The organism is Bacteroides sp. AF32-8BH (genome assembly GCF_003435205.1).
In the GTDB taxonomy this organism is placed as follows: domain Bacteria; phylum Bacteroidota; class Bacteroidia; order Bacteroidales; family Bacteroidaceae; genus Bacteroides; species Bacteroides ovatus.
In genome coordinates, this window is sequence record NZ_QVLZ01000010.1 from 112,742 (window position 1) to 138,067 (window position 25,326).

Sequence of the window (25,326 nt, forward strand, 5' to 3'; positions counted from 1 at the left end):
GGAATCAGGTCGTTAAACTCCTATAAATAGGGAGAATAGAGCCGAAATATGTTTTGCAACACATTTACGCAAATAAACTGCATGTTTAACCGTTTTTCAGCTTATGGCAGCCCAGTTAACATTCGTTTTCCGTAAGGCTTTAAGCTGTCGCCATAAGATTTCGTTCTCCGGACTTTGTGCTGCAGGGTCTTGTTCTACAATACTTTCAGCTATAGCACGAACGTATTGCAACAGTTGACCGTCGCGGACAATATCCGCGATCTTCAAATCGAAAGCGATACCGCTTTGCTGTGTACCTTCAAGATCACCGGGACCACGCAGTTTCAAATCGGCCTCCGCTATTTCAAAACCATCATTGGTGCGCACCATGATTTCCAATCGTTTCCGGGTATCCTCCGTCAACTTGTAATTCGTCACCAGAATACAATAAGACTGTTCTGCTCCACGCCCTACCCGACCGCGCAACTGATGTAACTGTGATAACCCGAAACGTTCTGCATTTTCAATAATCATAACCGAAGCATTCGGAACGTTCACTCCCACTTCAATGACGGTGGTAGCTACCATGATCTGCGCTTTCCCCGAGACAAAAAGCTGCATTTGCTCATCTTTCTCGGCTGGTTTCATTTTACCATGCACTTTACAAACCGTACACTTCGGAAACTCTTCCAGAATATGCTGATACCCTTCTTCAAGATTCTTCAAATCAATTTTTTCGCTCTCTTTAATCAGCGGATAGACAATATAAACCTGGCGTCCTTCGTCGATCTGCTTACGTACCGAACGATACATGCTTTCCCGGCGATTGTCGAATTGATGGATGGTAGTAATCGGTTTTCTTCCGGGTGGAAGTTCATCGATAACAGACACGTCCAAGTCACCGTACAAAGTCATCGCCAACGTACGGGGAATGGGAGTGGCAGTCATTACAAGTACATGCGGAGGTTGAACATTCTTACTCCAAAGACGGGCACGTTGAGCCACGCCAAAACGATGTTGTTCGTCAATCACAACGAAGCCTAAAGAAGAGAAATTGACAGTATCTTCAATAACGGCATGTGTTCCTATTAATATCTGCACATCTCCTGTCAGCAATCCGGCCAGAATCGCTTCTCTCCTTTTTCCTTTAATAGAACCTGTCAGTAGCTCAACACGAATATCCATGCCAAAAAGCAGTTCCTTAATGGTTTCGTAGTGCTGGTTTGCCAGGATTTCGGTAGGTGCCATCATACAAGCCTGATAGCCATTATCCAATGCCAGCAACATACTCATCAAGGCAACCAGTGTTTTTCCGCTTCCTACATCTCCCTGCAAAAGGCGATTCATCTGTCTGCCACTGCCGACATCGTTCCGTATCTCTTTCAACACCCGTTTCTGCGCACCCGTCAGTTGGAAAGGAAGATTCTTTGCATAAAATGTATTGAACACATCTCCCACTTTTTCAAAGATGTATCCACGATACCTTTTCTGCCTGTCTTTGGCATATCGGAGAATGTTTAACTGAACATAAAACAGTTCTTCAAATTTAAGACGGTATTGTGCCCGACGGAGGACGTCAGGATTGGTTGGGAAGTGGATATTCCGGAGCGCTTCCGTCAAAGGCATCAAATGATGCTCCGTCAGCAACTTGGGAGAAAGTGTTTCAGGTAGAGGCTCCTGTATCTGCTGAATCACCGTTGCCATCATCTTCTCAATCGCGTGAGAGTTGAGGAAACTGCGTTTCATCTTCTCCGTCGTACTATAATAAGGTTGCAGCCCCACCGAGGAAAGTTTCAAATCATCCGGTTTGTCTACATCAGGATGCGCCACATTGATACGTCCGTTGAAAACAGTAGGTTTGCCGAAAATAATATATTCCTCGTGAAGTTTATACTTTCCCAAGATGCACTTTATACCTTGAAACCACACCAAATCCACGACTCCTGTACCATCCGAAAAATGCGCTGTCAAACGGCGCTGCCGTCCTTCACCAATGGTCTCGAAACCGAGGATTTCTCCTTTCAACTGGATATACGGCATATTGCCATCTATTTCATGAATGTAATAGATGCGGCTCCGGTCAATATATTTATAAGGGAAATAATAAATTAAATCGTGCAAGGAATAGATTTCCAACTCCTTATTTAATACAGCGGCTTTTTGAGGGCCTACACCGGAGATAAATTTTATGTCGCGTGTGGCTAAATCGAACATTTATAAAAGAGCACTCCCTACTTTTAAATCGAAAGGAGTTGTTATTTTTATATTTTCACGGTTGCCTTCTGCCAGATAAACGGGCATTCCCATCGCTTCCACAACGGAAGCATCATCTGTAAAGAAGGGGGTAAATTCCTGGGCATAGGCTTGTTGCAGCAACTCTACATCAAACACTTGCGGCGTTTGCACCAGTTTATAATCAATCCGGCTGACTGTTTCACTTCCGGCATCTGTCAAATGGCGAAGCGTCTCTACTACATCCACCACAGGAATCACTGCTTTTTGCACCTCTGCCAACTCATAACAACGGCGAATCACTTCTACTGATACAAACGGGCGTACTCCATCATGCACTCCCACCAATCCCGGCTCTTGCACCAGTGCCAGCCCGTTCTTTACGGAATGGAAACGTGTTTCACCTCCTTCTGCAAGGACATGTTTTACCGTAAAATGATGTTCATCGCAAAGTTGCTTCCAGAAACTTTGTTGCTCCTGCGGAAGCACCAATATGATTTGAAGTGCCTCGTCATATCTCCTGAAGACTTCCAGGGTATGCATCAACACAGGTTTATCACCCATGGGAAGGAATTGTTTGGGAAGATCACTTCCCATTCGCAAGCCCTTTCCACCGGCGACAATGATTACATATTTCTTCATGGACGGTTTAGCGTTTAACGCACATCGCTTCTACCAGTTCGTCTACTTTTTCTTTACCTACCAACAGGTCAACGATTGTCAAGGCAAATTCCATAGCAGCACCTGGTCCCATACCCGTAATGATGTTTCCATCACGTACGACATGTGCATTTACACATTCGGCACCATCCAGATATTGTTCGAAACTCGGATAACAGGTAGCCTTCTTTCCTTTCAGCAGTCCCAGTTTACCCAACACCATCGGAGCAGCACAAATGGCAGCAATAGGTTTACCTTTTGCAGCAAAATCAAGGATCAATTTGCGCAATCCTTCGTGCTTGTCAAGTGTAGCAGCTCCCGGCATTCCTCCCGGCAACAACAAAAGTTCAGCATCAAAGAAATCACAATTCTCGAAATTGATATCGCAAAGAACGGATACATCATGTGCTCCTACTACAATTTCATCCGGTGTAACGGATACGATTTCTACATTCAGTCCGGCACGTCTCAACGTGTCAATAGCAGTAAAGGCTTCAATTTCTTCAAAACCATCTGCAAAAAAAGCGTATACAGTTCCCATAATGCTTAATATATTTGGTTAATGATACTATCTCAAGTTAAAATAATAGGTGATTGTCCCTGTCTGGTTATTCACTCCATCGATCGTATTAAAACGGGCTTTCTTAGCTGCATCCTCCGCCGCCTTACGTAAAGCAGAATTTACAGTGTTCGTTTGAGGGCTAATGCTGGTAGACACCACTTGTCCTGCGGGATTCACGGTGATATTCACCACTACACGTCCTTCCTCCTGCACGTTATATGCAGGCTTCGGCAAACTACCCGTACCTAAAGAACGTCCGCCAAGGTCAAATGTTCCATAACCTCCGGTTCCGGTTTTCGCTCCGGTAGAAGAATTACCTTCTTTACTACCTTCGGTTCCCGTACCACTGGTTGCCGTACCTTTATTACCCGTCATTTGCGCTCCTTTTCCGAACGCACCGGATACTCTCTTTTTAGCGGCCTCTTCGGCAGCTTTACGTTCACGCTCCGCTTTTTCCTCCGCCAGTCGTTTCGCTTCCGCAGCTTTTTCCGCTTCCGTTTTTTCCGGCTTCTTCACCGGTTCTTTCGGCTTAACCACCTCTTTGGGTTTCACCGTTTCTTTTTTCGGCTCTTCCGTCTTAGGTTTCAGAGTTACTGTTTCTTCTTCAGTCTGCGTCAACAAATCCTGTTCCGAAGGAAGTTGTGGTTCTGCCTCCGCAGGCGCTGCCGCATCTTCATCCATAATATCCACGTCTACCAGAGAGGGATCATCGAAACCACTTGCTGCGTCTACATTTCCCATCATCACAGGCACTCCGCCTGCATCTTCATCCGGTTGGGGGACAGTAAAGCTCACCAGAATCAAAAGAGCAATCACTGCCACATGCACCAACAGTGCACCGAGCGCTCCTATGTATTCACCCTTTTTTCTTCTGTCCATTGTTTCTTATTTATTTTCAGGCGGGCGGGTAGCCAGCACCATCTTAAAATGATTCTCGTTTGCAATGTTCAATACCCTTACGATCTCACGATAAGGTACCGATTCATCTGCATACAATGCCACATACATTTCCGGTTCCTTCTCTGCACAACTCTGCAAAAATGAAGTCAGATCGTTCAGCGCCACCGGCTGCTCTTTTTCATTGCCGAAAGCGGCATAGAAATTCAAGTCCTTATCGATAACCACTCTTGTCAGCGGCTTGGCCGAAGTCTGCTGCTTGCCTTGAGGCAACAATACCTTTATGGCATTGGGCGACACCACCGTAGAGGTTATCATAAAGAATATCAGCAACAGGAAGATGACGTCCGTCATGGAGGCCATGCTGAAATTGGGCGATACTCTATTTCTTCTTTTTAATCCCATCTGCCAATTATTTTGCAGGCTCGTTCAACAGGTCCATGAACTCCATTGTACGAGATTCCATTTTATTTACCACACGGTCTACCAGCATCACCAGATAATTATAGGCAAACATAGCGATGATACCGACAATCAGACCACCGACCGTTGTAATCATAGCTTCATAGATACCTCCCGAAAGCAAAGTGATATCAATGTTTCCACTTCCGGCATTCGCCATTTCGTAGAATGCGCGTACCATACCGGTCACCGTACCGAGAAATCCGAGCATTGGAGCACCTCCGGAAATAGTTGCCATCACAGTCAGTCCTTTTTCCAACTTTGCAACTTCAATGTTACCCACATTCTCAATAGCTACCTGCACATCGTTAATAGGACGTCCCAGACGGCTGATTCCTTTTTCTATCATACGTGCCGAAGGGGTATTCATCGTACGGCAATAGTTAATAGCCGCTTTGATCTCTCCACTATGAATATAGTCTTTAATCCGTTCCATAAACATAGGGTCCTCTTTTCCTGCTTTGCGAATCATGTAGTTACGTTCAAACAGAATATAGAAACAGATAACCGACAGTACGCCCAATACAATCATAATCCATCCACCCTTGACAGCCATATCAAGCATGTTCATTTCCGGAGCGTTTACCTCCGTCAGCACGGGGTTGGCAGTAGCCAGTGAGTCGGCCATATTCATAGCCCCTTGGGCTAACAAGATCATTGCATTCATGAGCGTAAACAGTTTTTATATTCCTGAATGGTACGTTCGAGTCCCAGATACAGTGCATCGCTAATCAACGCATGTCCGATAGACACTTCATCCACCCAAGGAATGTTTTTATAGAAATAATTTAAATTCACCAGACTTAAATCATGACCGGCGTTCAATCCGATACCCAGTTTACGGGCAGTCTTTGCAGCTTCGATAAAAGGAGCAATAGCTGCTTCCGGATTCTTCGGATAGTCCGTCGCATAAGGTTCAGTATACAGTTCGACGCGATCCGCCCCTGCTTTTGCTGCATATTCCACCATTTCAGGATCGGCTGCCACAAAAACGGAAGTACGAATGCCGGCACTGTTAAACTGATCGAGAACTTCCGTCAGGAATTCCTGATTTGCTTTCGTATCCCAACCGGAATTGGAGGTGATCTGTGAAGGATCATCGGGAACTAGAGTAACCTGATGAGGTTTTACTTTCAACACCAAGTCAATAAATTCCGGAGACGGATAACCTTCAATATTAAATTCAGTCCTCAACAGAGGACGCAAGTCATATACATCAGAACGACGAATGTGACGCTCGTCAGGACGGGGATGAACGGTGATACCATCAGCCCCAAAAGATTCACAATCAAGCGCTACCTTTACTACATCAGGCACATTTCCCCCGCGAGCATTTCTTAGTGTAGCAATCTTGTTTATGTTTACACTTAATTTAGTCATAGTTCTACGTTATATTTGCCGCAAAAATACAAATATTATTATTAGTTGCCTAATAATACGAAACGCATTCTCTACTCTTTTTTGGTTATTTAAAGTAGAAATCCAAGAAAAAATGCCAAATTTGCATCCTGAACTAATGATGTTGCTTATGAAATTTGCCATTTTTGGAAATACTTATCAGGCTAAAAAGTCTTCTCATGCTGTCACCTTGTTTAAACTTTTAAAGAAACAAGGAGCAGAGATTGGTATGTGCAGGGAATTTTATCAATTCCTAGTTTCTGAAAATATGGATATTGAAGCAGATCAATTATTTGATGGTGATGATTTTACTGCCGATATGGTAATCAGCATCGGAGGCGACGGAACGTTTCTGAAAGCTGCCCGCCGCGTAGGAAGAAAAGGGATCCCTATTTTGGGAATTAACACAGGACGTTTAGGATTTCTGGCAGATATTTCACCGGAAGAAATGGAGGAAACATTTGATGAAATCCAAAACGGCAGATATAGTGTGGAGGAACGGAGCGTACTTCAGTTAATCTGCAACGACAAACATCTCCAAGATTCTCCTTATGCCCTCAACGAAATAGCTATTCTCAAACGGGACAGCTCCTCAATGATCAGTATCCGGACAGCTATTAATGGCGCGTATCTGAATACTTATCAAGCTGACGGGTTAGTAATTGCCACTCCAACAGGTTCCACAGCCTACTCTTTGAGTGTAGGAGGCCCGATCATCGTTCCTCATTCCAACACTATTGCCATCACTCCGGTGGCTCCACATAGTCTCAACGTCCGCCCTATCGTTATTCGGGATGATTGGGAGATTACATTAGATGTAGAAAGCAGAAGTCACAACTTCCTCGTCGCCATTGACGGGAGGAGCGAAACTTGCAAAGAAACGACTCAACTAACCATTCGCCGGGCAGATTACAGCGTAAAGGTAGTGAAACGTTTTAATCACATTTTTTTCGATACACTCCGCAGCAAGATGATGTGGGGAGCTGACGGAAGACGGTAAGCAGTCCACATTATGCAACCGTTATTCCTCATCACCCGATTCAACTATACGGTACTTAAAAATAGAACTTCTAAAAAAAGGGACATTCAAGTTGTTGGGAATGCAACAAATTGGGTATAGATTCCAACTAAAGAGAAAAGGGGCCGGGATTTACTATCTTCAGAAATCAGATTAACATTATTTTCCCCTATATTTACTCAATAAGATTAAAATATACTGATTACACTTGCAAATCATTCTTTTATAGACAACAGTCATTCATTTTATCAGTTTCTCCTTACCTTTATTTACATACAAACTAGAGAAAAAAATAGCTTCTAATCATTCCTATATGAGTTCCTCACCGAGAAATGAGATGTCCCTCACCGAGGAACTTATCCTTTCTCGGTGAGGGACATCTCGTTGGTTTTAATCCAACGAAGGCTTCCATGATTAAAAAGCTGCATATTGTCTGCAAATTCATGCTGTGCTCGCCCTATTTTCTGTATATTATTGCAATTATTTATGCAGTTCTTTCCCCAGTTCATCCATAAAAGAACAACTGTTGCCCGAAGAAATATTAAAAACAGACCATCGGGTTAGCTAATATAGAAGAAAATAGAATATCGGTAGAGAAAAAGAATACCCCGATATTAATCTAACATAAAGGTCTGCGAACCAATCAGATTACCACCTTCGAAGATATCAACACGGTAGTTTCCGGCATACAAGAATTCTTCTACATCCCAAAACACATTGATATTCTGTTCTTCTCCGTTATATTCAATATACTTCTTAATTGAATAAACCAATGTACGGTTTTCATAAGGGAAAGTATTGGATGCACTCTTGGTCAGTACATCATTATCGGGTTTGGTAATACGTATATAAATGGTACGTTCACCGTTTTCAGCAGTTATATTCTTCACGACCGTGAAACTGATAGCCAGTTTCACCACGTCTTTCACTTTCTTTGCAGCTTTGCCACGTTTATTGCGTGGTTCGATACGAATATTAGTTGCATCAAGTTGTGCGGCTAACGTCACTTTCTTATCCAGATTTTTCTTTTCTTCGGAAAGGTTACTGATTTGTTGTGAAGCCTGATTATATTTTTGAGTCACTTCAGCTATGACCTGCTTCTGCTGTGCAGTCAGTTTATTCAGAGAGTCGATCTGATTGATATAGCCAACCATTACCTTACGCAAAGTAGCCAACTCATTCTTTAAACGACGGATCTCTGTAGCATTCGAGCTCTTCACTGTACGAAGCTCTTCCAAAAGGCGTTGAGTTTTCAATTGTTCCTGTTCCAGTAATTGAGATAAAGAGTCATTAGAAATCGTCATCTTTAACTCATCATATTGTTGTACGAAACGGGTATATTCGTTTTCCAGATCTTCCTTATCTAATTGGAATTCCTGCACTAACTCCCGGTTAGCTTGTTTTTCGGTAAACAATAAATAAGTAATACCAATAATAGCTATCACCAAGATAGCCACGGCCGCAATAAGAAGGCTTTTTTTACTCATAGTTTCAGTTGTGAATTGATAACGTGCGCAAAAGTAATCATTTCGCAACAGAAGTCAAGCAGAAAAGCAGAGAGTTTTTTGATAACCCTCTGCTAATCCATACAATTTTAACTTATTTGCTTGCTAACTTATTCAGTTCAGCAGGTGTTACTACTGTAACTAATAAACATCTTGCAACTTTTTCTTAAAAGAATGAAAGACAAGTCCCGGAATATTATTCGTTACTAGTTTAAGATCACCCATATTTAAATACAATGCATTCTTACATTGAGTCTGATATTGTTTTACCCCAATCTGTTCCACTATATTCTGTACAACCTCTTCACAAGGAGAATTTATTCCATCGGATAGGTTCCACAATTCTTCCACATTATCTTTGCGCTTAGTAACAAACCGAAATCCCCTTTTCTTTAGTTCCTGCACCAACTCTTCTTTCCCGATACGTGCATTCACATGTACGGTTTTATTCTCTAGGAGAATACCTTTTTCATAAACATCCACCACTTTCTGTATATCACGTTTTATCCTGTCGATCGTTGATACAGGAGGGACAAACTGCCAAAACAATAATGGAATATATCCTTGAGTCAACTCATACAAAGGTTGTGATATTAAATATTCATTTAGATAAGTCCCCTGTACGGAAACCTTTGTTTGCTCCCGATTCTTATACATAAAATACATACCCATATTTGCACCGAGATTATACATATCCATCATATCATGAGTAGCAATCAAAGAATAAACTTGTGCCGGAGTATGTTCACAAATACCTTTTGATATATTATCAATCTGCCTGTTGACAACACCGCTCTCCCAATCGGCCAAGTCCTTACCTTTTTCAAGAGATAACGTATCATAGTCCACGACATTTCTTGATATCGTTTTGATGTCATGCTCTGAACCGGATTGGGTATATAAAATATAAAGAGAGCCGTCTGCATACTCCTGACCATCCACTCCGGTTTTATTAAGTTTCCGACAATAAGATTCACTTTTCACGTCTTCCCCTATGCCTGCGATAATTACATTTTCTACTTCATGTTCTATTATAAACTTCCGATATTCATCAGGCAAAGCCAATAATTTTATCCAGGCAACTCCGACATCATCCATGGAAGCATCATATCCCAATGTCGCATAACAGGGTACTCCAGCTTGCGAGGAATATTCTAATATGGAAGAAACTTCTTTGGTAGAATTGACAGAAACCAAAAAATGTAATGGCAATACGGGAGCCTCCATAGCTGCAGAAAGATAAGGTACCGCCGGTACTCCCGTAGCTATTATCACAGTTTTAAGTTTCTTCGACTTACCCAAATACTCATTATATAAATCTACTGTATGCTGAACGGATTGTTGAAGGAAATCAGGTGTCCCCCATACCGGTTTGGGACCTCCTCCCGGACCAATCTGCCATGTATGGCTCACACCTGCCGTCAGATTAGCTAAAGATTTTTGGACAGTATATTCCGCACTCATTCCACCATTGAGCATAAACACATTCAAACCTTTATATTCCTCTTTAGCAATCTGATAGGTAGTCAACATTCCGGGAGTTACCACCCTAAAATAAGAAGAATATGTCAACTGTCCCTCCTCTTTTTGATAAACACCTACGGCTGCAGGCGTAAATTCTGAAGGAACTTCCCAAACAAATGGTTCTCCGCCAATCTCCGCAAGAACCGGTTCTCCTTTCTTGGAGAGATATTTCAGTATAATCGTTTTACCTTCTGACTTCCCATCAAAAGTAAACACAACCTTCTCCCCTTGTGAATAAACGAATTTATCCGTCAGCACACGAGCTCCAATCTCTCCTCCTGCCAATAGTGCAATGAAGAAAGTTACCATCAATTGTTTTATATTCATTTCGTTAGTTTAAATCTTAAATCCGATGTTATATCAATGTTCTACTAATCTCATATTTCCAACCTGTGCACAAATAGTACGAAGCTCCTCCAATGTCAGGTACTCCATCGACTTAACCGTATTCCGATACTTCTGCACTCCAATACGTTCAATTATATCATAAGCAAATTCTTCAGCCGAACCTATTTTATGATTAATGCGTCCCAAATACTCTTCCGTTTCTCCATCATCTTCCGGATTCCATTTATCTACACTCTGCCTAATTCTAATATTCTCCGAAGTGACACCTCTTGCTATCAGCTCGTCATAAAACTCATAGCGTCTCATATTAGAATTCAGATAGAAAGATCCCTCATACAGATGATCGACAACATCAGGAAAATACCCGGCAATAGCTGGCTTCAGATAACCATCAATACGTTCTACTGTAGAAGCCGCCGAATTAAATTGCCAATATAATAAAGGTACATATCCAACAAACGCTTCATATTGAGGGTGATTCGTAAGATACTCGTTAAAAATAACTCCATTCACAAAAGGTGCCTGCAACTTGCTTTGATTCTTTTTTATATATTGAAGCGTCAGGAAAGAAGATATATTGTACAAAGCCATCATATCATCAGTCTCAATCGTATAAGCTTTCACATTTGCCATCGCTTGCGCAGAGCCGGATATATTGGCTATCTGATCATCGACAATTCCACTTTCCCAATCAGAGATATACTGTCCTTCACCCAATTTTAACTGATTATAGTCATACAACCGATGTTTCAGTGCGTCAATATCGGCATCCGAACCAAAGTTAGTATACAATATATATAAAGAACCAGGCGCATATTCATCGGTAATTGTATTCTGCGTCAAAACCCTTCGGGAATAAGACTCTCCATGTCCTTCCTGACCTACTCCATAAATATAAACTTCTTCCACCTGATGATCTTTTATAAATTGCTTATATTCTTCCGGCAAATCCAATAATTTTATCCAGGCAACTCCCACTCCGGGCATAGAACCGTCATAACCCAATGTGGCATAAGAGGCATATCCATTTTGATTGGAATAATCGAGTATAGCTTGTACTTCAGAAGCAGAATTAGCCGATACCAGATAATGAATAGGTAAATAGGCTGCCCCCATCATTGTTGCAAAGTAAGAAACAGATGCGATCCCCGTTCCAACCACCACTCTCTTTATCTTTGTGGCAGCCCCGATCTCCGAATTGTAAAGCTCAACAGTTTTGCGAACGGAACGTTGCAAAAACTCCGGAGTAGGCGCAACCGGATAAGTACCACCCTGCGGAGCCTCCTCCATGGTGGCAGCCATTCCTTGATCGAAAGCAACCATCGTTTTTAACACACCGAACCCGGCACTCATATCTCCTATCTGACGATAAACAGGAAGTCCCTGATAATCTAACTTTTGAATATCGTAAGTCAACAGCGACTGCTCGTTGACAGCTCTGAAATATGTTCCGTCAATTGTAGTGGTTATCCCATCTTCAAAATCTAACAGGAACTTGACAGCACAAAAGGAAGAAGGCTTTAATGCAGCTGGAAGGGTATACAGTGTCCCGGCATCCACAGGAACAGATTGTCCCGGTTCTATTTGAATATGGGAAGCAACAGACTTTTCTGTCAATACACACCCTCCATCATCCAAGTTCTGAATCACCACTTTTACTTCACGAATATCCATCGGATAGTTCGTTTCATTTTTCAAGGTAAAAGAGCAATTTACAGGATCTCCCGGCCAATAGGCAACTTTATTTAATTTCACATCAGAGGCTTTAGCCATTGTTGTACGAAAGCCGTCATCAACAACTTCCGAATCTTTGCATCCGCTCATGATAGCCAATGCAGAAAAAGTGATGATTATACTTGAAATATAACTAATTATTCTCATTGTGTTTTTCTTTTAAAATTGAATCCTTGTATTTATTCATCAATAAAGTAGCAATCTCAACAGCATTACCAACCGGTTCGGAAGGATAACGTTCATGTGACTTGACCCAGTCAATTTCAAACTGCGTCACTCTTTGATGAAAAGCATCAGCATTAAACGGCTGCTTGTTAGAAACAGAGCGAATAACTTCATCTATAAACATTTCCCAACGAGGCGCATAATATCCCGATACCAAACCTCCCCAAGTACGATTTGCATAATCGTTTAAACTTTGATCTTTATCTCCCCAGGTTGAAACGATAGTACGGGCATTTTCTTCGTAATAATTTTTAGAGGCTTCGTCTATACCTAATGAACGGGCATCTTTAATCCATTTTCCCAGTAAAAAAGAAGATTGTGTACTTAATAAAGTATCAACATCACGCAGTAGTTGTTTCATTTCAGCTCCTTTTTGTTTTAATAGCGGTAATTGCTTCCGGGAATAAGCTTCCGCAAATTCATCGCGAAGCTTCCCGAAATAATTCCCCAGCACTTGCCTTCCTATATTAACAACATCATATTCATAAGTAGAATGTCGATGTTCTCCGGCTTTCAACAACATCTCCCATACCTCAAACAAAGTTTCATTGGAATACGCTACCGTAGGCGTAGTCGTCCAATTGCCATTTCCTTTTAAACAAGGACGCGCATTCATCAATGTCCCCTGTCCCAAAGCAGCTGGTACTGTATAAATACTGTCATAAAGCAATTTCCATGCCCGACGCATTTGTTGGTTTCTCAAGCCAATTCGCCTGTCTGCCAGTTGTTCTATCCATACAGAGTCCGGCAGATTACAATCCCATGCTTTACTGAAAACATATTCATACATGAAAGGATTTACATCAAACCCCTCCAAAGTAGAACCCAGTCCCGAAAAGTTTTCTCCACCATTGGTATATACATTTTCGATTCGTTTCCCCACTTCTTTGGTGTTTCCGGCAAGCATTGTATTTCCTCCGAAATTTCCTAAATAGCACCATAAATATGGTTGCCCGAAATACCGATCTGTCTGCTTCCAGACTTCAGTATTCTCACAATAATAGTCCAGTAGCAACAGTTTATCTTGAGGGACTGCTTTCAAGAAAGCTTCTACCCGTTCGTTTGTCCATAAATGTCGGTCAATATAGAATAACCATGTCATTTGTAACCAAGTAGCATCCGGATCGACATGCGTCATCGATTGATAAATATGCTTCGAGCAATTGGCTAAAAATTCCGGTTCCCAACTTGGAGGGGCTACTTCATTAAAAGGATCTGCCCCATAAATATGGTCTGTTCCGAACAACTTAGTTTGCTCTTCCAGAAACTCTTTCTGTATGGTTGCAAACAATGGGTCAAGCGGATCCAGAAAGTGGCTTCTGTATTTATCCTCGAAACCTCCCCAAGAGCTCATCCGGCTAATCTTAGCTTCCGGATAGATTCTTTTAAGTTCCGACGGTACATGTCCGGCAAATGCAGGAAGTATGGGGCGCATATTAAATTGACGTTCACGGGCTACGATTTGTTTCTGCAATGCTTCTTGTGTATCCAGCCATTCTTTAGGCAGAGGCCCCTGCCAATAATCCAGGTTAGACATACGATGCCAAGGCAAGTGAGCAGGCCCTGTGAAATAGTTCCGTATTTCCTCATCCGTCAATCCTAATTTCGTCCATACGCGATACCAGACAGATTCTTGTCCGGTGATTGCTAAAGGCATATTGATTCCATTTAAAGCCATCCAGTCTATCAACCGTTCCCAATCCTTCCATGTCCACCATGGCATTGTATAACCGAAGGTACAGTAATTAAGAAAGAATCGGTTCTTGCAACGGGCAGTCGAAGTTATTTTTGCCGGTGGCATGGGTAATACTTCCGGCATCTCCACCGTATCGTTCACATACCAGGAAACAGAGGTAAGACAGTAATGATTCAGATAATAGTTCAGCCCTACAGCCATCGAATTTGCGTTATTTCCCCGTATTCGTACTGTTCCTCCTTGCGCTTCTATTTCATACCAATCTTTATCAATCTTTTCCGATTGTTCAAAACTAAATTGGGAAGCATACTCCGGAAATAAACGTTCCACCATCTGTTGCATCGCTTTTTCATCTTCTGTACTTTCTTTGCAGGAAGAACACAATACGATCAACATCAGTAGAAATAAACATTTAATCTTACACATACTATTTATATTTTCATTTATATATTTCTTTTAAAAAACGAATGTATCCGATGTTACCCACTAGACACATTCGCTTGTCAAAGGGAGTAGTGTGATTACCGACCTAGTTGGTAATCGTCAGATGTGTAAGTCCCGCATCATCAAAATTCTTTTTAGTAAGCGGCACATCCGGTCCTATAATAACAGTGTTAAGTTTCTTCAGTTTCTTCAGAACTGTCAGGTCCACTTTCGGATTAATCGTTTTATCCACCGAGAAGCCTTTACCCTTTATGATAGAAAGTGTTTCCAGATTAACAAAAGGTAAAATATCAACCAACGTTTGTATTTCTCCCTGAATCGTCAGTGATTTAAAATTCTCTATATCCTGGCAAGCAGGCATACGGTCGGCAAATCCTATCAACCATGTGTCCCACCAATCGAAATATTCAAAACGTAAATCGGTAGTGGACCAGTCTTCGCCGATTGTAGGACCATATATCAATGCCCATTCACCTGATAATGATTTTTTAAATTCCGAATCATTGTAGAAAGGAACATTTTCCGGACGAGTGTTTGAGGCAGGTACATATTTATCCGTCAAAGATTTAGTCTGTACTTCAATCGTTTGTTCCGGACCGGCAACTCCTTTCGCCAGAAGTTGTACTTTGATTGTACTCTTTTGATTATGAGGTAAATTGGCAACGTATGAATAATCCGTAGGTTTAAATTTATCCATCACCTCTTCACCATCCCGATCCGTATAAGAAACCTTTATCTCGTCAACAACGGGAGGAAATGCCCACTGCAAAACAGCAGAAGTGGCACTACTTACTCCGACAGCGGCTTCAATCGGTAAGGAAGACAAATCAATATCTGTCGTATTAATCACAGTCTGTTCTGAATAATTCCAGTAATCTCCTGCTGATTCCGTACGTCCCAAAGCTCTTAGATAATATGTGCTGTTAGGGTTTAAGAACAGAGTCTCCGTAAATTCTCCCGACAATTCTGTCAAATTCTTCTTTATTCGTTTGTAAGTATGTGAACCGCTTTCGCTTTCATTCATAGCCGTACGTTGTCCGGGATATTGCTCTTTGCCATATACCAATCCTATTTCCTGATTCTTGGAACGTTCGTCATTTACCTGATAAGTAAAAGTGACGTTCGCTGTAATGCCGTACAACACTTCCACCTTCTTGATTTTCAATGTTACATTAGGGGTAACAATCAAGTCCATTTTCTTAAAACTACGAATATCACCATAAATGGTATCCAACTCAAAGAACGGTCCGTTCGCCCATACTTTATAGCGGGAAGGATATACTTTGGTATTGCGATATGTTCCTTCAGGAAGTGTGTTATACTCCAAGGGAACCGCTACATTTCCATACTCCAGATCAAGTAACTTTAATTTAGCTCCATAATATTCGGTAGCCACCTTTTCACCGGTCAGCCTGTCAATAAAAGCGCCTTCGTAGCCACCGGTCAAATCGTCCACACGTTCGTCAAGTTCACACCCTGACAGATTCAGTGTTAACACTGCTAAAAGTAACAGTTTGATATTTATATATAATCTAGCTCTATTCATATTCTTTTCTTTTAGGGTTATCAATTCCAACCGTCATTCTGCACGATCCCCGGGCTTTTGCTTAAAGGAAGCGGACAATAATAGTCTCTTTCCTCGAACCATTTCACTCTCGTAGCCAAATCCGGTGCTTCTACTTTCTCCAACGTATAATAAACGGAGGCAGGAGAAGTTGTTTCATCGATATGAAGAATGGGATAGAGAGCCTTCAACGTTTTATTGTGCATCTTTTCTTCCCCAATGCGCCAACGCTTCAAGTCCCAATAACGGAATCCTTCATACATCAAGTCTATCCGGCGTTCATGCCGTACAACCTCCAAGTCCATCGTTTTGGCAGGCAATCCTCCATGTATACTACGCAATTGGTCAAAAGCGACTTGGGCAACCGCTAAATAGTCATTCACTCCATAGGTTGAAAGCTCAACGGCAGCTTCAGCCAAATTTAAAATAACCTCGCCATACCGAATAACGACTGCATCCTGATCGTTTTCTTGTATAAGATAATCATCCAGCCTCTTCACTCCATAAAGTGTTTTTTTCAGAAAAAATCCCCAGTTAGTAGTTCCTGCGGCAGAAAGGTTCAAGAAGATACCATCTGCTCCACTTTTCATGTATTTTTCGTGACCTGGCACTTTCCCCGCTCCCATCCAATCTTCAGATTTTTCATAAGAATATTCTTCAGTAGTTCCATCTGTCCTTTTTACGAGTGTTTTCCGGTAAATAGAGAAACGTTCTCCCAAGAACTCTCCTCCCGGATAAATGACAGTGGCATCCAGACGTTTATCACGGTTTGCAAAAAAATCTTCGGGATTATTCTTTGAAGCGGCATAGTCCAATGGCTGAATCTTTCCGTCTAATGTTTCAAATTGCTCGACAACATCTAAAGGAGGAACCATAAAGGCACAGTAACCGGCCCGTTTGATACGATAAGATTGATACCAGTAATCCTCATATACAGCCACTCCTGTCTTGGCAACGTTAGCAAAACGGAAAATTATCTCATTATTATTTTCATCTTTTCCATCAAACAAATCGCCAAATTCAGTAGAGAGCGCATACTTACCATCATCAACGATTTCCTTTGCAGCTTTTGCCGCTTCCAATAAATATGTTTTCGCCATTTCTTTGCGGATTCCCTGGAAACTATTATTTGAAACTTTTCCATACTTAGCAATAGTCCCCGCATACAACATAGCCCTCGACTTCAACGCCAAAGCTGTATACCGATTGGCACGGTCACGATCTTCTGATGCAATACGCTGTACTTTCGGAAGCAATACAAGAGCCGAGTCCAAGTTATCTTTTATATAATCCCAGGATTTTTCCTCTGTAGAACGATTGTTGATGGAGCTTACATCATCCAACGGACTTGAATACAAAGGCACGCCCCCATATCGTTTCACCATCTCAAAATACAGATAAGCACGAATAAAATAAGCCTCACCAACTGTACTCAACACCCCTTCATTATCCGAATTCTTATAAGTGGCGATAAACTTATTTACAACATTGATTGTCTTATAATTCCATACCGCCTCAAATATTTCACCTTTGCTTTGAGAAAAGACTCCTCCAAAAACAGTACCCGGAGTGTTATTTCTCATGACCCCATTCTCGTAGGTAATATTGCTCGCTCCATCATCGGTAAAAGCATCCAGATGATGTTGCCTGTACGACATTGCTCCGTCACCGATACAATGAATTGATTTACGTAATTCCGCATAATTGGATAAGAACTGTGCTTCTGCCAGTTCGGGATATTTGGCAATGTCCTCTTCACTAAGAATGGTTTTCGAATCGACAGTAAGCCAATCGCTACATCCACAGCACAAGCTCAATGCCAATACCATATATATGATAGATTTTACTTTCATAACCTGTTAGAATTTAAGATTTATACCTACATTAAATGACATGATTTGCGGATAGCTGGCAAACGAATACTGACTTTCAAGCTGTTCCGGATCAAAGAATTTCTGTGAGGAAAAGGTCAGGCAGTTATAAAGATTCGCATAAATCCTCAACTGTTTGATATTAGCCTTCTGGGTAATTCGTTGTGGCAAAGTATATCCCAATTCCACATTTTTCAGACGAATGTAACTTCCATTCCACATCCAAAAATTAGAACTTAGACGATTGATCGTTACTGATGTAAAATCTCGGACTGCCGGAAAATACCCGGGTATCCATTCAGAATTCGGATCAGTATAATCGGCACGATGCCAACGATCGCCAAAATATTCCCAAGTGTTCAAGTTAGTAGCTCCTTCCTGGAAAGCATCCATATCGAAAGCACCGATCTGGAAGTCCGACAATGCCCCTCCCTGCCAGAACATGGAGAAATCAACTCCCTTCCAGGAAAGTCCCAGATTAATACCATATACCAACTCCGGATAAGCATTTCTTCCGATAGGACGTTGATCATAATTGTCAATATAGCCATCGCCATTCCAGTCTTCATACTTTAAGTCACCCGGCAATATGGCACTGTTATTATTCGAATTATTATGCATGGGTGCATTGGCTATTTCTCCATACGACTGATAACGTCCAATACAGTTATATCCCCAACGTACGTTATTCCAATGTCCTTCAGTGTTCCATTTCCATTCGTCATAACCGCTTGTAAATCTTCCGTGCTCAATGTTCCCTTTCCGGGTTCTGGACCACGACATGTTTCCTCCGACAAAATAGTTGACTTCTCCTATTTTATATTGATGATTCAATGAGAACTCAAAACCGCGGGTGTTGTCATGGTCTAAGTTATACCAAGTAGCCAATGCTCCTGCATTATCATTGGCCTTTTGTGCCGGAAGTCCCTTACGCTGACGATAGAACACATCTGCCGATCCGCTAAGCAAGCCATTCCACAACTTAAAATCAACACCCGCATTTATCATTGACGAGGTAGCCCATGTAAAATCCGGATTAGGATTCAAGGTGGGATTTAATCCATAAATGGTGCGGTCACCAAAATTCATCGGAGTACCCGGATATTGATATCCGCTTTGAAAATAGTATTGCTCATTATTAGCATAATATTGACTGGCAGCCGACAAGTCACCCAATTCTCCCCAGGAGGCACGAATTTTAAACTCATTCAAAACTTTCTTCAACGGGTTCATAAACTCTTCGTTTGTCAGCATCCATCCTACAGAGGCAGAGGGAAAGAAACCCCACTTATCGGCAAAATACTGGGCACCATCATATCGGAAGTTGAAATCGACAAAATACTTGGAACGATAATCATAAGAGAAACGACCGATGAAAGAAGCCGTCCTGTATTTACGGAAAACTTCACTATTTGTCACTTGTTTATTGGCAATTCCACCCGCCATCATATCCAACACAGTAGAAGGAAATTCTCCACGAGACGTAACAGTAGAACGGTTTTCCGCATCCGAGAATTCAAAGACCAGTCCGCTGTTTATATTATGATTCCCGAACGAGCGGATATAATTGATAAAACCTTGTCCGGTTATATTATAGGAAAAACCATCTTCCAAACTCAAACTTGCTTTATTGGCATTAGAGGCGGAAGCACTCTCATAATATTCCTGCGCATCCTCCCGATAGCCCATATAAACGATATTCATATTCCAGTTCTTATTCCACGAATCAGATTGCGTATATCCCATTGTAGCCTTCAAAGAAAGCCCCTCTACAAAGGGAACCTTATACTCTAAAGAAAAATCCACATTCAGATTCTTGGCTATTTTCTTGGAATATCCGGATGCCTCTTTATCCGCCAATGCCATCGGATTCACCGTACCTTCCCCACCAAATGCATAATAGTCGTCATGCCCCGGCCACTTTACCGGAATATTCGGAGCCATATCTTTCATTTTGCGGGCTATCTCATACGAAGCGGATCTCGGATAATTCAGACTGTTAATGACAGCTCCCACTCCGACAGATAACTTCAAGTTTTTCAGTATATCCGCATCCAAATTACTACGGAAATTGAAACGATTCTTATCAGTAGAATTTGTTGACCAAATACCTCCCTGATATAAATAGCCGGCTGAAATAAAATAACTGACTTTATCTGTGCCTCCCGAAATATTGATATTGGACTGGGTGATGGGAGCGTTCTTTATCATTTCCTCATACCAATTGGTATTATAAGCATAGTCACGCGTAGCCATATCAGCGGGAGTAATTACCGCGTTCTTATCATTAATCAATTTCATATTAGCATAATATTCACCAACTAATGTCTGCCACAGCGGGGTTGATGCAGGCTGTGGATAGTTATGAGGCATTTGCAATCCGAAGCGCGTATTGATATCCAATGTCGTCGGTTTGTTTTTTCCTCCTCTTTTAGTCGTTACAAGAATAACTCCATTTGCTCCCTGCATCCCATAAACAGCGGCAGCCGATGCATCTTTCAATACGGAAACGGATTCAATTTCGGAAGGATCGATATCACTGTAATTTCTTCCCGGAATACCATCTACTACCACCAAAGCAGAACCAAAACCGCGAATTTTCAAATCGGCACCATCTGAACCCGGTTCAGCACTAGTCTGACGGGAAAAGACTCCGGACACACGCCCTGTCAACGCATTCTCCAGATTGGGGACTGTGGACTTAACTAATTCCTGATTGTTTATAGTCGAGACGGAACTGATTAATTTCTCACGTGTACGGGTCGTATATCCTACCACAACCACTTCATCAATTGTTTTTGTATCTTCAACTAACACCACTTCTGACAGCTTATTCATTTCTTTTGCCGAATAAGTCACAGGAGCGAAACCTATATAGGAGAAAATAATCTTCGAATCATCCGAAGGCACATGAATGGAATAAGCTCCATTAAGATCACTGACGGTCCCGATATTAGTACCTTGCACTACAATACTAACTCCGGGCAACGGTTCACGAGACTGGTCGAATACCACTCCTTTTACAATAGAGCTTTGACCTTCTTTCTTCGTTTTTTCCTGCAATACTTTCTTTTTAATAGTTATCTGTTTTTTATTAATGCTATAGGCAAGCTCCATGTTAGCAAAAACTTTATCCAGAATTTGCTCTACTGTCATGTTTTTGAAACGTGCAGGAACCTTCACATCCTTATCTATCAATACGTCATAGTAGAAAAAGACATAATCACTCTTTTCTTCTATCTTCTTAAAAAGTTCCATTAGTCCCAACTCTTTATAGTCCAAAGTAATTGTTTTCTTCTGGGCATACAATTCAGTAGGAAAAGCGGATAGCAGAAACACACCCAATGCTAGAAAAAAGCATATAAAGGGCCTTCTCACACTTAGGCAAGTGTGATTCTTTTTTTGATGTTTTTCATTCATCTGTTTAAGAATTAAAATTATACTTCAATATTTTAAGGCTATTCTATTACGAATAAAACTGACTGGTATCCTTTCTCTCTCAAAAGGATAAATTAGAGTATGGTTTTTCACATATTAATCATAGGCTATTTTTTCTTTATTGTTACTTTATAAACATTGTTTTCCTTACTTATTATCACAGGAGCCGTTTCTGTGATAGTATTCAATATCTGTTCGATCGTATCGTCCAAATTCAGTTTTCCGCTACAAGTGATTTGTTGTTGTTTATCATAATCAATCCTTACGTTATAGTATCTGGACAGTTGTTTGAGTATTCCGCCAAGCTTTGTGTTTTTAAACGATAATCGTCCCTCCTTCCACGACACATAATCCTCCACATTCACTTTATCTACCACATATTTATCAGTGGATTGCCTGAACCGGTCATTGGGTAAAATACGTACAGATTCTCCATTAGATGCTGTTACCTCCACTTTACCTGTAACCAGCACAACACTTTTCTCTACATCTTCCCGATAAGCCGAAACATTGAAAGAAGTCCCCAACACTTTTACTCCCATATCCGACGTCTTAATAATAAAAGGTTTCTCCGGATTAGGAGTCACGTCAATATATATTTCTCCATCTACATATATTTCACGCTTCTTATCCTCAAAATGTGTTGGATATAGAAGCACCGTTCCTGCATTCGCCCATATTTTCGTACCATCGCAAAGAGTGACACGGGCACGTTTGCCATACGAAACAACTAATTTATTAAATTCCCCTTCACCAGCATCTGTCGCCATTTGATCGTAAGCCAAATCCGGATTACCTTCAAAAGTTTCTTTCAACTGATCGTCAACAAAAAGCTGCGTTTTACCACTCATAAACACAGAGTCATTCACTTGCAACAAAGCTAGATAATCAATTGCCGGAGCACTTTTCCAAATAACCTCTACCAAAACAAACAGGATAAGAATAGCTGCCGCAACTGAAGCGCTCCACCATCTCATCTTATACAATCGATGTTTACGTTGAGACATTTTCCGATTTTGAATGGCTTGTTCCAGTTTCAAACAAGCATTATCCACTTCTTTTGGGGGTAAAACCGGCTTTTCCCACTTTAACGCCGCCAGTCTCTCCATCGCTTCTTTTAAATACGGCTCACGATCGGGACAATCGGCAATGATTTTTCGATAATAATCTCCTTCTCCGGAATAATACCAGAAAAGAAATAAATCATCGTTCAAAAAATCAGCTGTAGTATATGATGAATATTCTTTCATTATTTATTTCAATTAAAGACCTGTTTACTATATATACGAGCTTCGTATGCCTTTCATCTCCTTTTTTCCTCAAAAAAATAAATAAAAAAGCAGAGAGGTATAGGTTTACGCTCCCCGCCTTCCGTATACAATACTCTTTTTCAATTATTTAAAGACAGAAACGCCATGCAGGTATAAGATAAGAAAAAACAGAAAATAATCTTTTGAATCCAGTTTTCTTAATTTCTCCATCGCTTTAAAGACTTGTCCGCGCACCGTTTGAATTTTCATATCCAGCATTACCGCAATCTCTTCATAAGGCATTTCCTCTATAAAATGTAAATAGACTATTTCCCGCTGATGATCTGTCAGCAAATCAAGAATTCTATTCACTCTTTTTTTCAGTAATAAGTCTTCTTCATCAGAAATAAAGTTTTCTTCAACGGATACGGATAATTTAAAACTCCTTTCCTCTTCTTCTATAGAAGATGTATCTTTCTTTGTACGCTCCCAATCAATCAGCTGATTCCTAACCGAACGCAACAAATAAAATTTTATTTTCTTCTCATCAATACACAGGCGCTCATTGAAATACAATTTTAGATATACTTCTTGAATTGCATCTTTCACATCTTCGGTATTGAACCCCAAACTCACTCCATAAGCATACAAATCTTGATAGTAGAATTTGTAAAGTGCAATAAATTGCATATCCCCTTCCTGAACAGATTGATGATTTGATTCCCAGAACTTCATTTTGATATTTTCGATATTTTCAGCAGTTCATTAAACTTTCAATTAACAGATTGGCACAAAGATAATAAGCTTTCGGACTTTATTCGTTCATTATTTAAAAAACTTGCCAGGTTCCCTGCCACTTTAACTGGTATCTTCTTTTTCCATACAAAAATGAATCAGGTAATTGATGTAACGCATCGCCAAAAGTTCTCCATCAAGATACTATCTTTATTTCTTTCACTGCCTAATATAATTAATCTCACTGCCTATTTTTACTTCGTTTGACTATAGTTACCCTTACGTATGACTATAGTTATACGCAAGGGAGACTATAGTTATTCTTGCGTATAACTATAGTGAAACGAAGTAATACTAACGAACGAAGTAAATCCGAATAGGCAAGCAATTATAAAAAAATGGCTAAATGAACAATTCTCCATAACAGTACATTCTCACTATAGCTACATTCGGTTTATAGCCGTACTCAAAACAGCTTCCCCTACCCAAACTTTTCATTTACCAATTATATTATTGGGAACTTTGAGCTTTAACTAAAATTATTACGGAAAAATTTCTTTAATCAGGATTATCGTTGTAATTTTGTCGCGCTAAAAGATAAAACAAATTATCAACTTTTTAAATATATAGTATTATGTCAAAAGTAACCGTAGTAGGCGCAGGTAACGTAGGTGCTACATGTGCAAATGTACTTGCTTTTAATGAAGTAGCAGACGAAGTAGTAATGCTGGACGTTAAAGAAGGCGTTTCAGAAGGTAAAGCAATGGATATGATGCAGACAGCTCAATTGTTGGGTTTCGACACTACATTGGTAGGCTGCACGAACGACTATGCTCAAACTGCTAACTCTGACGTTGTTGTGATTACTTCAGGTATTCCTCGTAAACCGGGTATGACTCGTGAAGAACTGATCGGTGTGAACGCTGGTATCGTTAAATCGGTAGCAGAAAACCTGTTGAAATATTCTCCTAACGCTATCATCGTTGTTATCTCCAACCCAATGGATACAATGACTTATTTGGCATTGAAAGCTCTGGGCTTGCCGAAAAACCGTGTTATCGGTATGGGTGGTGCTCTGGATAGCTCTCGTTTCAAATATTTCTTGTCTCAAGCTATCGGTTGCAACGCTAACGAAGTAGAAGGTATGGTTATCGGTGGTCACGGTGATACTACGATGATTCCTTTGACTCGTTTCGCTACTTACAAAGGTATGCCTGTAGCTAATTTCATCTCTGCAGAGAAATTGGAAGAAGTTGCTGCTGCTACTATGGTAGGTGGTGCTACGCTGACTAAATTGCTAGGTACTTCTGCATGGTATGCACCGGGTGCAGCAGGAGCATTCGTAGTTGAATCTATCCTTCACGACCAAAAGAAGATGGTTCCTTGTTCTGTATTATTGGAAGGTGAATACGGCGAATCAGATCTTTGCATCGGTGTTCCTGTAATCCTTGGCAAGAATGGTATCGAAAAGATCGTTGAACTGAACCTGAACGAAGACGAAAAAGCTAAGTTCGCAGCTAGCGCAAAAGCTGTTCACGGAACTAACGCTGCTTTGAAAGAAGTAGGTGCTCTGTAATTAAAATCCCCTTACTTTATATATCAAGAAAGGCTGTTCCCCGCCATGAGGAATAGCCTTCTTTCTTTTCAACAGAATCCATCCCCACTATATTTCTAAAAAAAGCTAATTCGTTTTGAGTTCTCACAGAAAGCACATACATTTGCATCGTTGTTTATGCAATTATTGTTTAAGTAAACAAGTACAAAAAAACAGACTACTTTAATAA

The 25,326-nt window shown here is 40.9% G+C and carries 18 protein-coding genes; 2 read left to right on the plus strand and 16 right to left on the minus strand.

Features of this window, described 5'->3' with window-relative positions; all coding sequences use genetic code 11:
• Positions 1–96 precede the first annotated feature (96 nt).
• The 7 genes from recG to DWZ47_RS09035 are packed head-to-tail and all read right to left on the minus strand — an operon-like array spanning position 97 to position 6,172.
• A complete protein-coding gene (gene recG, locus DWZ47_RS09005) occupies positions 97–2,193 on the minus strand; it encodes an ATP-dependent DNA helicase RecG (RefSeq protein ID WP_117512871.1) in 2,097 nt (698 codons plus the stop codon).
• Positions 2,194–2,853: a 2-C-methyl-D-erythritol 4-phosphate cytidylyltransferase gene (locus DWZ47_RS09010; RefSeq protein ID WP_004297252.1), complete on the minus strand. Its 660-nt coding sequence runs from the start codon at positions 2,851–2,853 to the stop codon at positions 2,194–2,196.
• Between the two features lie 7 nt (positions 2,854–2,860).
• Positions 2,861–3,412 (minus strand): DJ-1 family glyoxalase III, encoded by a 552-nt coding sequence (locus tag DWZ47_RS09015; RefSeq protein ID WP_004297251.1) that lies wholly within the window; start codon positions 3,410–3,412, stop codon positions 2,861–2,863.
• 27 nt (positions 3,413–3,439) lie between these two features.
• Positions 3,440–4,312: a cell envelope integrity protein TolA gene (locus DWZ47_RS09020; protein ID WP_117512873.1), complete on the minus strand. Its 873-nt coding sequence runs from the start codon at positions 4,310–4,312 to the stop codon at positions 3,440–3,442.
• 6 nt (positions 4,313–4,318) lie between these two features.
• On the minus strand, positions 4,319–4,735 hold the full coding sequence (locus tag DWZ47_RS09025) for an ExbD/TolR family protein (RefSeq protein ID WP_004305499.1): 417 nt from the start codon (positions 4,733–4,735) through the stop codon (positions 4,319–4,321).
• Positions 4,736–4,742: 7 nt separating this feature from the next.
• On the minus strand, positions 4,743–5,459 hold the full coding sequence (locus DWZ47_RS09030) for a MotA/TolQ/ExbB proton channel family protein (protein ID WP_004297248.1): 717 nt from the start codon (positions 5,457–5,459) through the stop codon (positions 4,743–4,745).
• The gene (locus DWZ47_RS09035) at positions 5,456–6,172 is read right to left on the minus strand and encodes a pyridoxine 5'-phosphate synthase (protein WP_004297247.1); all 717 of its coding nucleotides are present in this window, start codon (positions 6,170–6,172) and stop codon (positions 5,456–5,458) included. The genes DWZ47_RS09030 and DWZ47_RS09035 overlap by 4 nt, the downstream gene beginning before the upstream one ends.
• A gap of 148 nt (positions 6,173–6,320) precedes the next feature.
• Here DWZ47_RS09035 and DWZ47_RS09040 point away from each other — a divergent pair, with 148 nt between their 5' ends.
• Positions 6,321–7,190, plus strand: a complete 870-nt coding sequence (locus DWZ47_RS09040) for an NAD kinase (RefSeq protein WP_004305502.1) — start codon at positions 6,321–6,323, stop codon at positions 7,188–7,190.
• 632 nt (positions 7,191–7,822) lie between these two features.
• On the opposite strand, the gene DWZ47_RS09045 is transcribed toward DWZ47_RS09040, so the two are convergent.
• The 9 genes from DWZ47_RS09045 to DWZ47_RS09085 all read right to left on the minus strand — a co-directional run bounded on the left by DWZ47_RS09045 (position 7,823) and on the right by DWZ47_RS09085 (position 23,542).
• Positions 7,823–8,695 carry a hypothetical protein gene (locus tag DWZ47_RS09045; protein ID WP_117512875.1) on the minus strand — a complete coding sequence of 291 codons (873 nt, stop codon included), beginning with the start codon at positions 8,693–8,695 and terminating at the stop codon, positions 7,823–7,825.
• Between the two features lie 159 nt (positions 8,696–8,854).
• Positions 8,855–10,564, minus strand: coding sequence for a hypothetical protein (locus DWZ47_RS09050; protein WP_117512877.1), 1,710 nt, complete (start codon positions 10,562–10,564; stop codon positions 8,855–8,857).
• Between the two features lie 33 nt (positions 10,565–10,597).
• Complete coding sequence (locus tag DWZ47_RS09055; RefSeq protein WP_055235504.1) at positions 10,598–12,466, minus strand: hypothetical protein; 1,869 nt, start codon at positions 12,464–12,466, stop codon at positions 10,598–10,600.
• Entirely contained in the window at positions 12,453–14,666 is a 2,214-nt protein-coding gene (locus DWZ47_RS09060; protein ID WP_233525026.1) for an alpha-N-acetylglucosaminidase, read from the minus strand. The genes DWZ47_RS09055 and DWZ47_RS09060 overlap by 14 nt, the downstream gene beginning before the upstream one ends.
• 103 nt (positions 14,667–14,769) lie before the next feature.
• The gene (locus DWZ47_RS09065; protein ID WP_004323584.1) at positions 14,770–16,230 is read right to left on the minus strand and encodes a DUF3823 domain-containing protein; all 1,461 of its coding nucleotides are present in this window, start codon (positions 16,228–16,230) and stop codon (positions 14,770–14,772) included.
• 20 nt (positions 16,231–16,250) lie between these two features.
• The gene (locus DWZ47_RS09070) at positions 16,251–18,101 is read right to left on the minus strand and encodes a RagB/SusD family nutrient uptake outer membrane protein (protein ID WP_117512881.1); all 1,851 of its coding nucleotides are present in this window, start codon (positions 18,099–18,101) and stop codon (positions 16,251–16,253) included.
• Positions 18,102–18,107: 6 nt separating this feature from the next.
• On the minus strand, positions 18,108–21,377 hold the full coding sequence (locus DWZ47_RS09075; protein ID WP_224440821.1) for a TonB-dependent receptor: 3,270 nt from the start codon (positions 21,375–21,377) through the stop codon (positions 18,108–18,110).
• 287 nt (positions 21,378–21,664) lie between these two features.
• The gene (locus DWZ47_RS09080) at positions 21,665–22,807 is read right to left on the minus strand and encodes a FecR family protein (protein WP_117512883.1); all 1,143 of its coding nucleotides are present in this window, start codon (positions 22,805–22,807) and stop codon (positions 21,665–21,667) included.
• Between the two features lie 144 nt (positions 22,808–22,951).
• The gene (locus DWZ47_RS09085; protein WP_117512885.1) at positions 22,952–23,542 is read right to left on the minus strand and encodes an RNA polymerase sigma factor; all 591 of its coding nucleotides are present in this window, start codon (positions 23,540–23,542) and stop codon (positions 22,952–22,954) included.
• A 634-nt stretch (positions 23,543–24,176) separates the two neighbouring features.
• Between DWZ47_RS09085 and mdh the strand changes: the two genes are divergently transcribed.
• The gene (gene mdh, locus DWZ47_RS09090; protein ID WP_004297234.1) at positions 24,177–25,118 is read left to right on the plus strand and encodes a malate dehydrogenase; all 942 of its coding nucleotides are present in this window, start codon (positions 24,177–24,179) and stop codon (positions 25,116–25,118) included.
• Positions 25,119–25,326 lie beyond the last annotated feature (208 nt).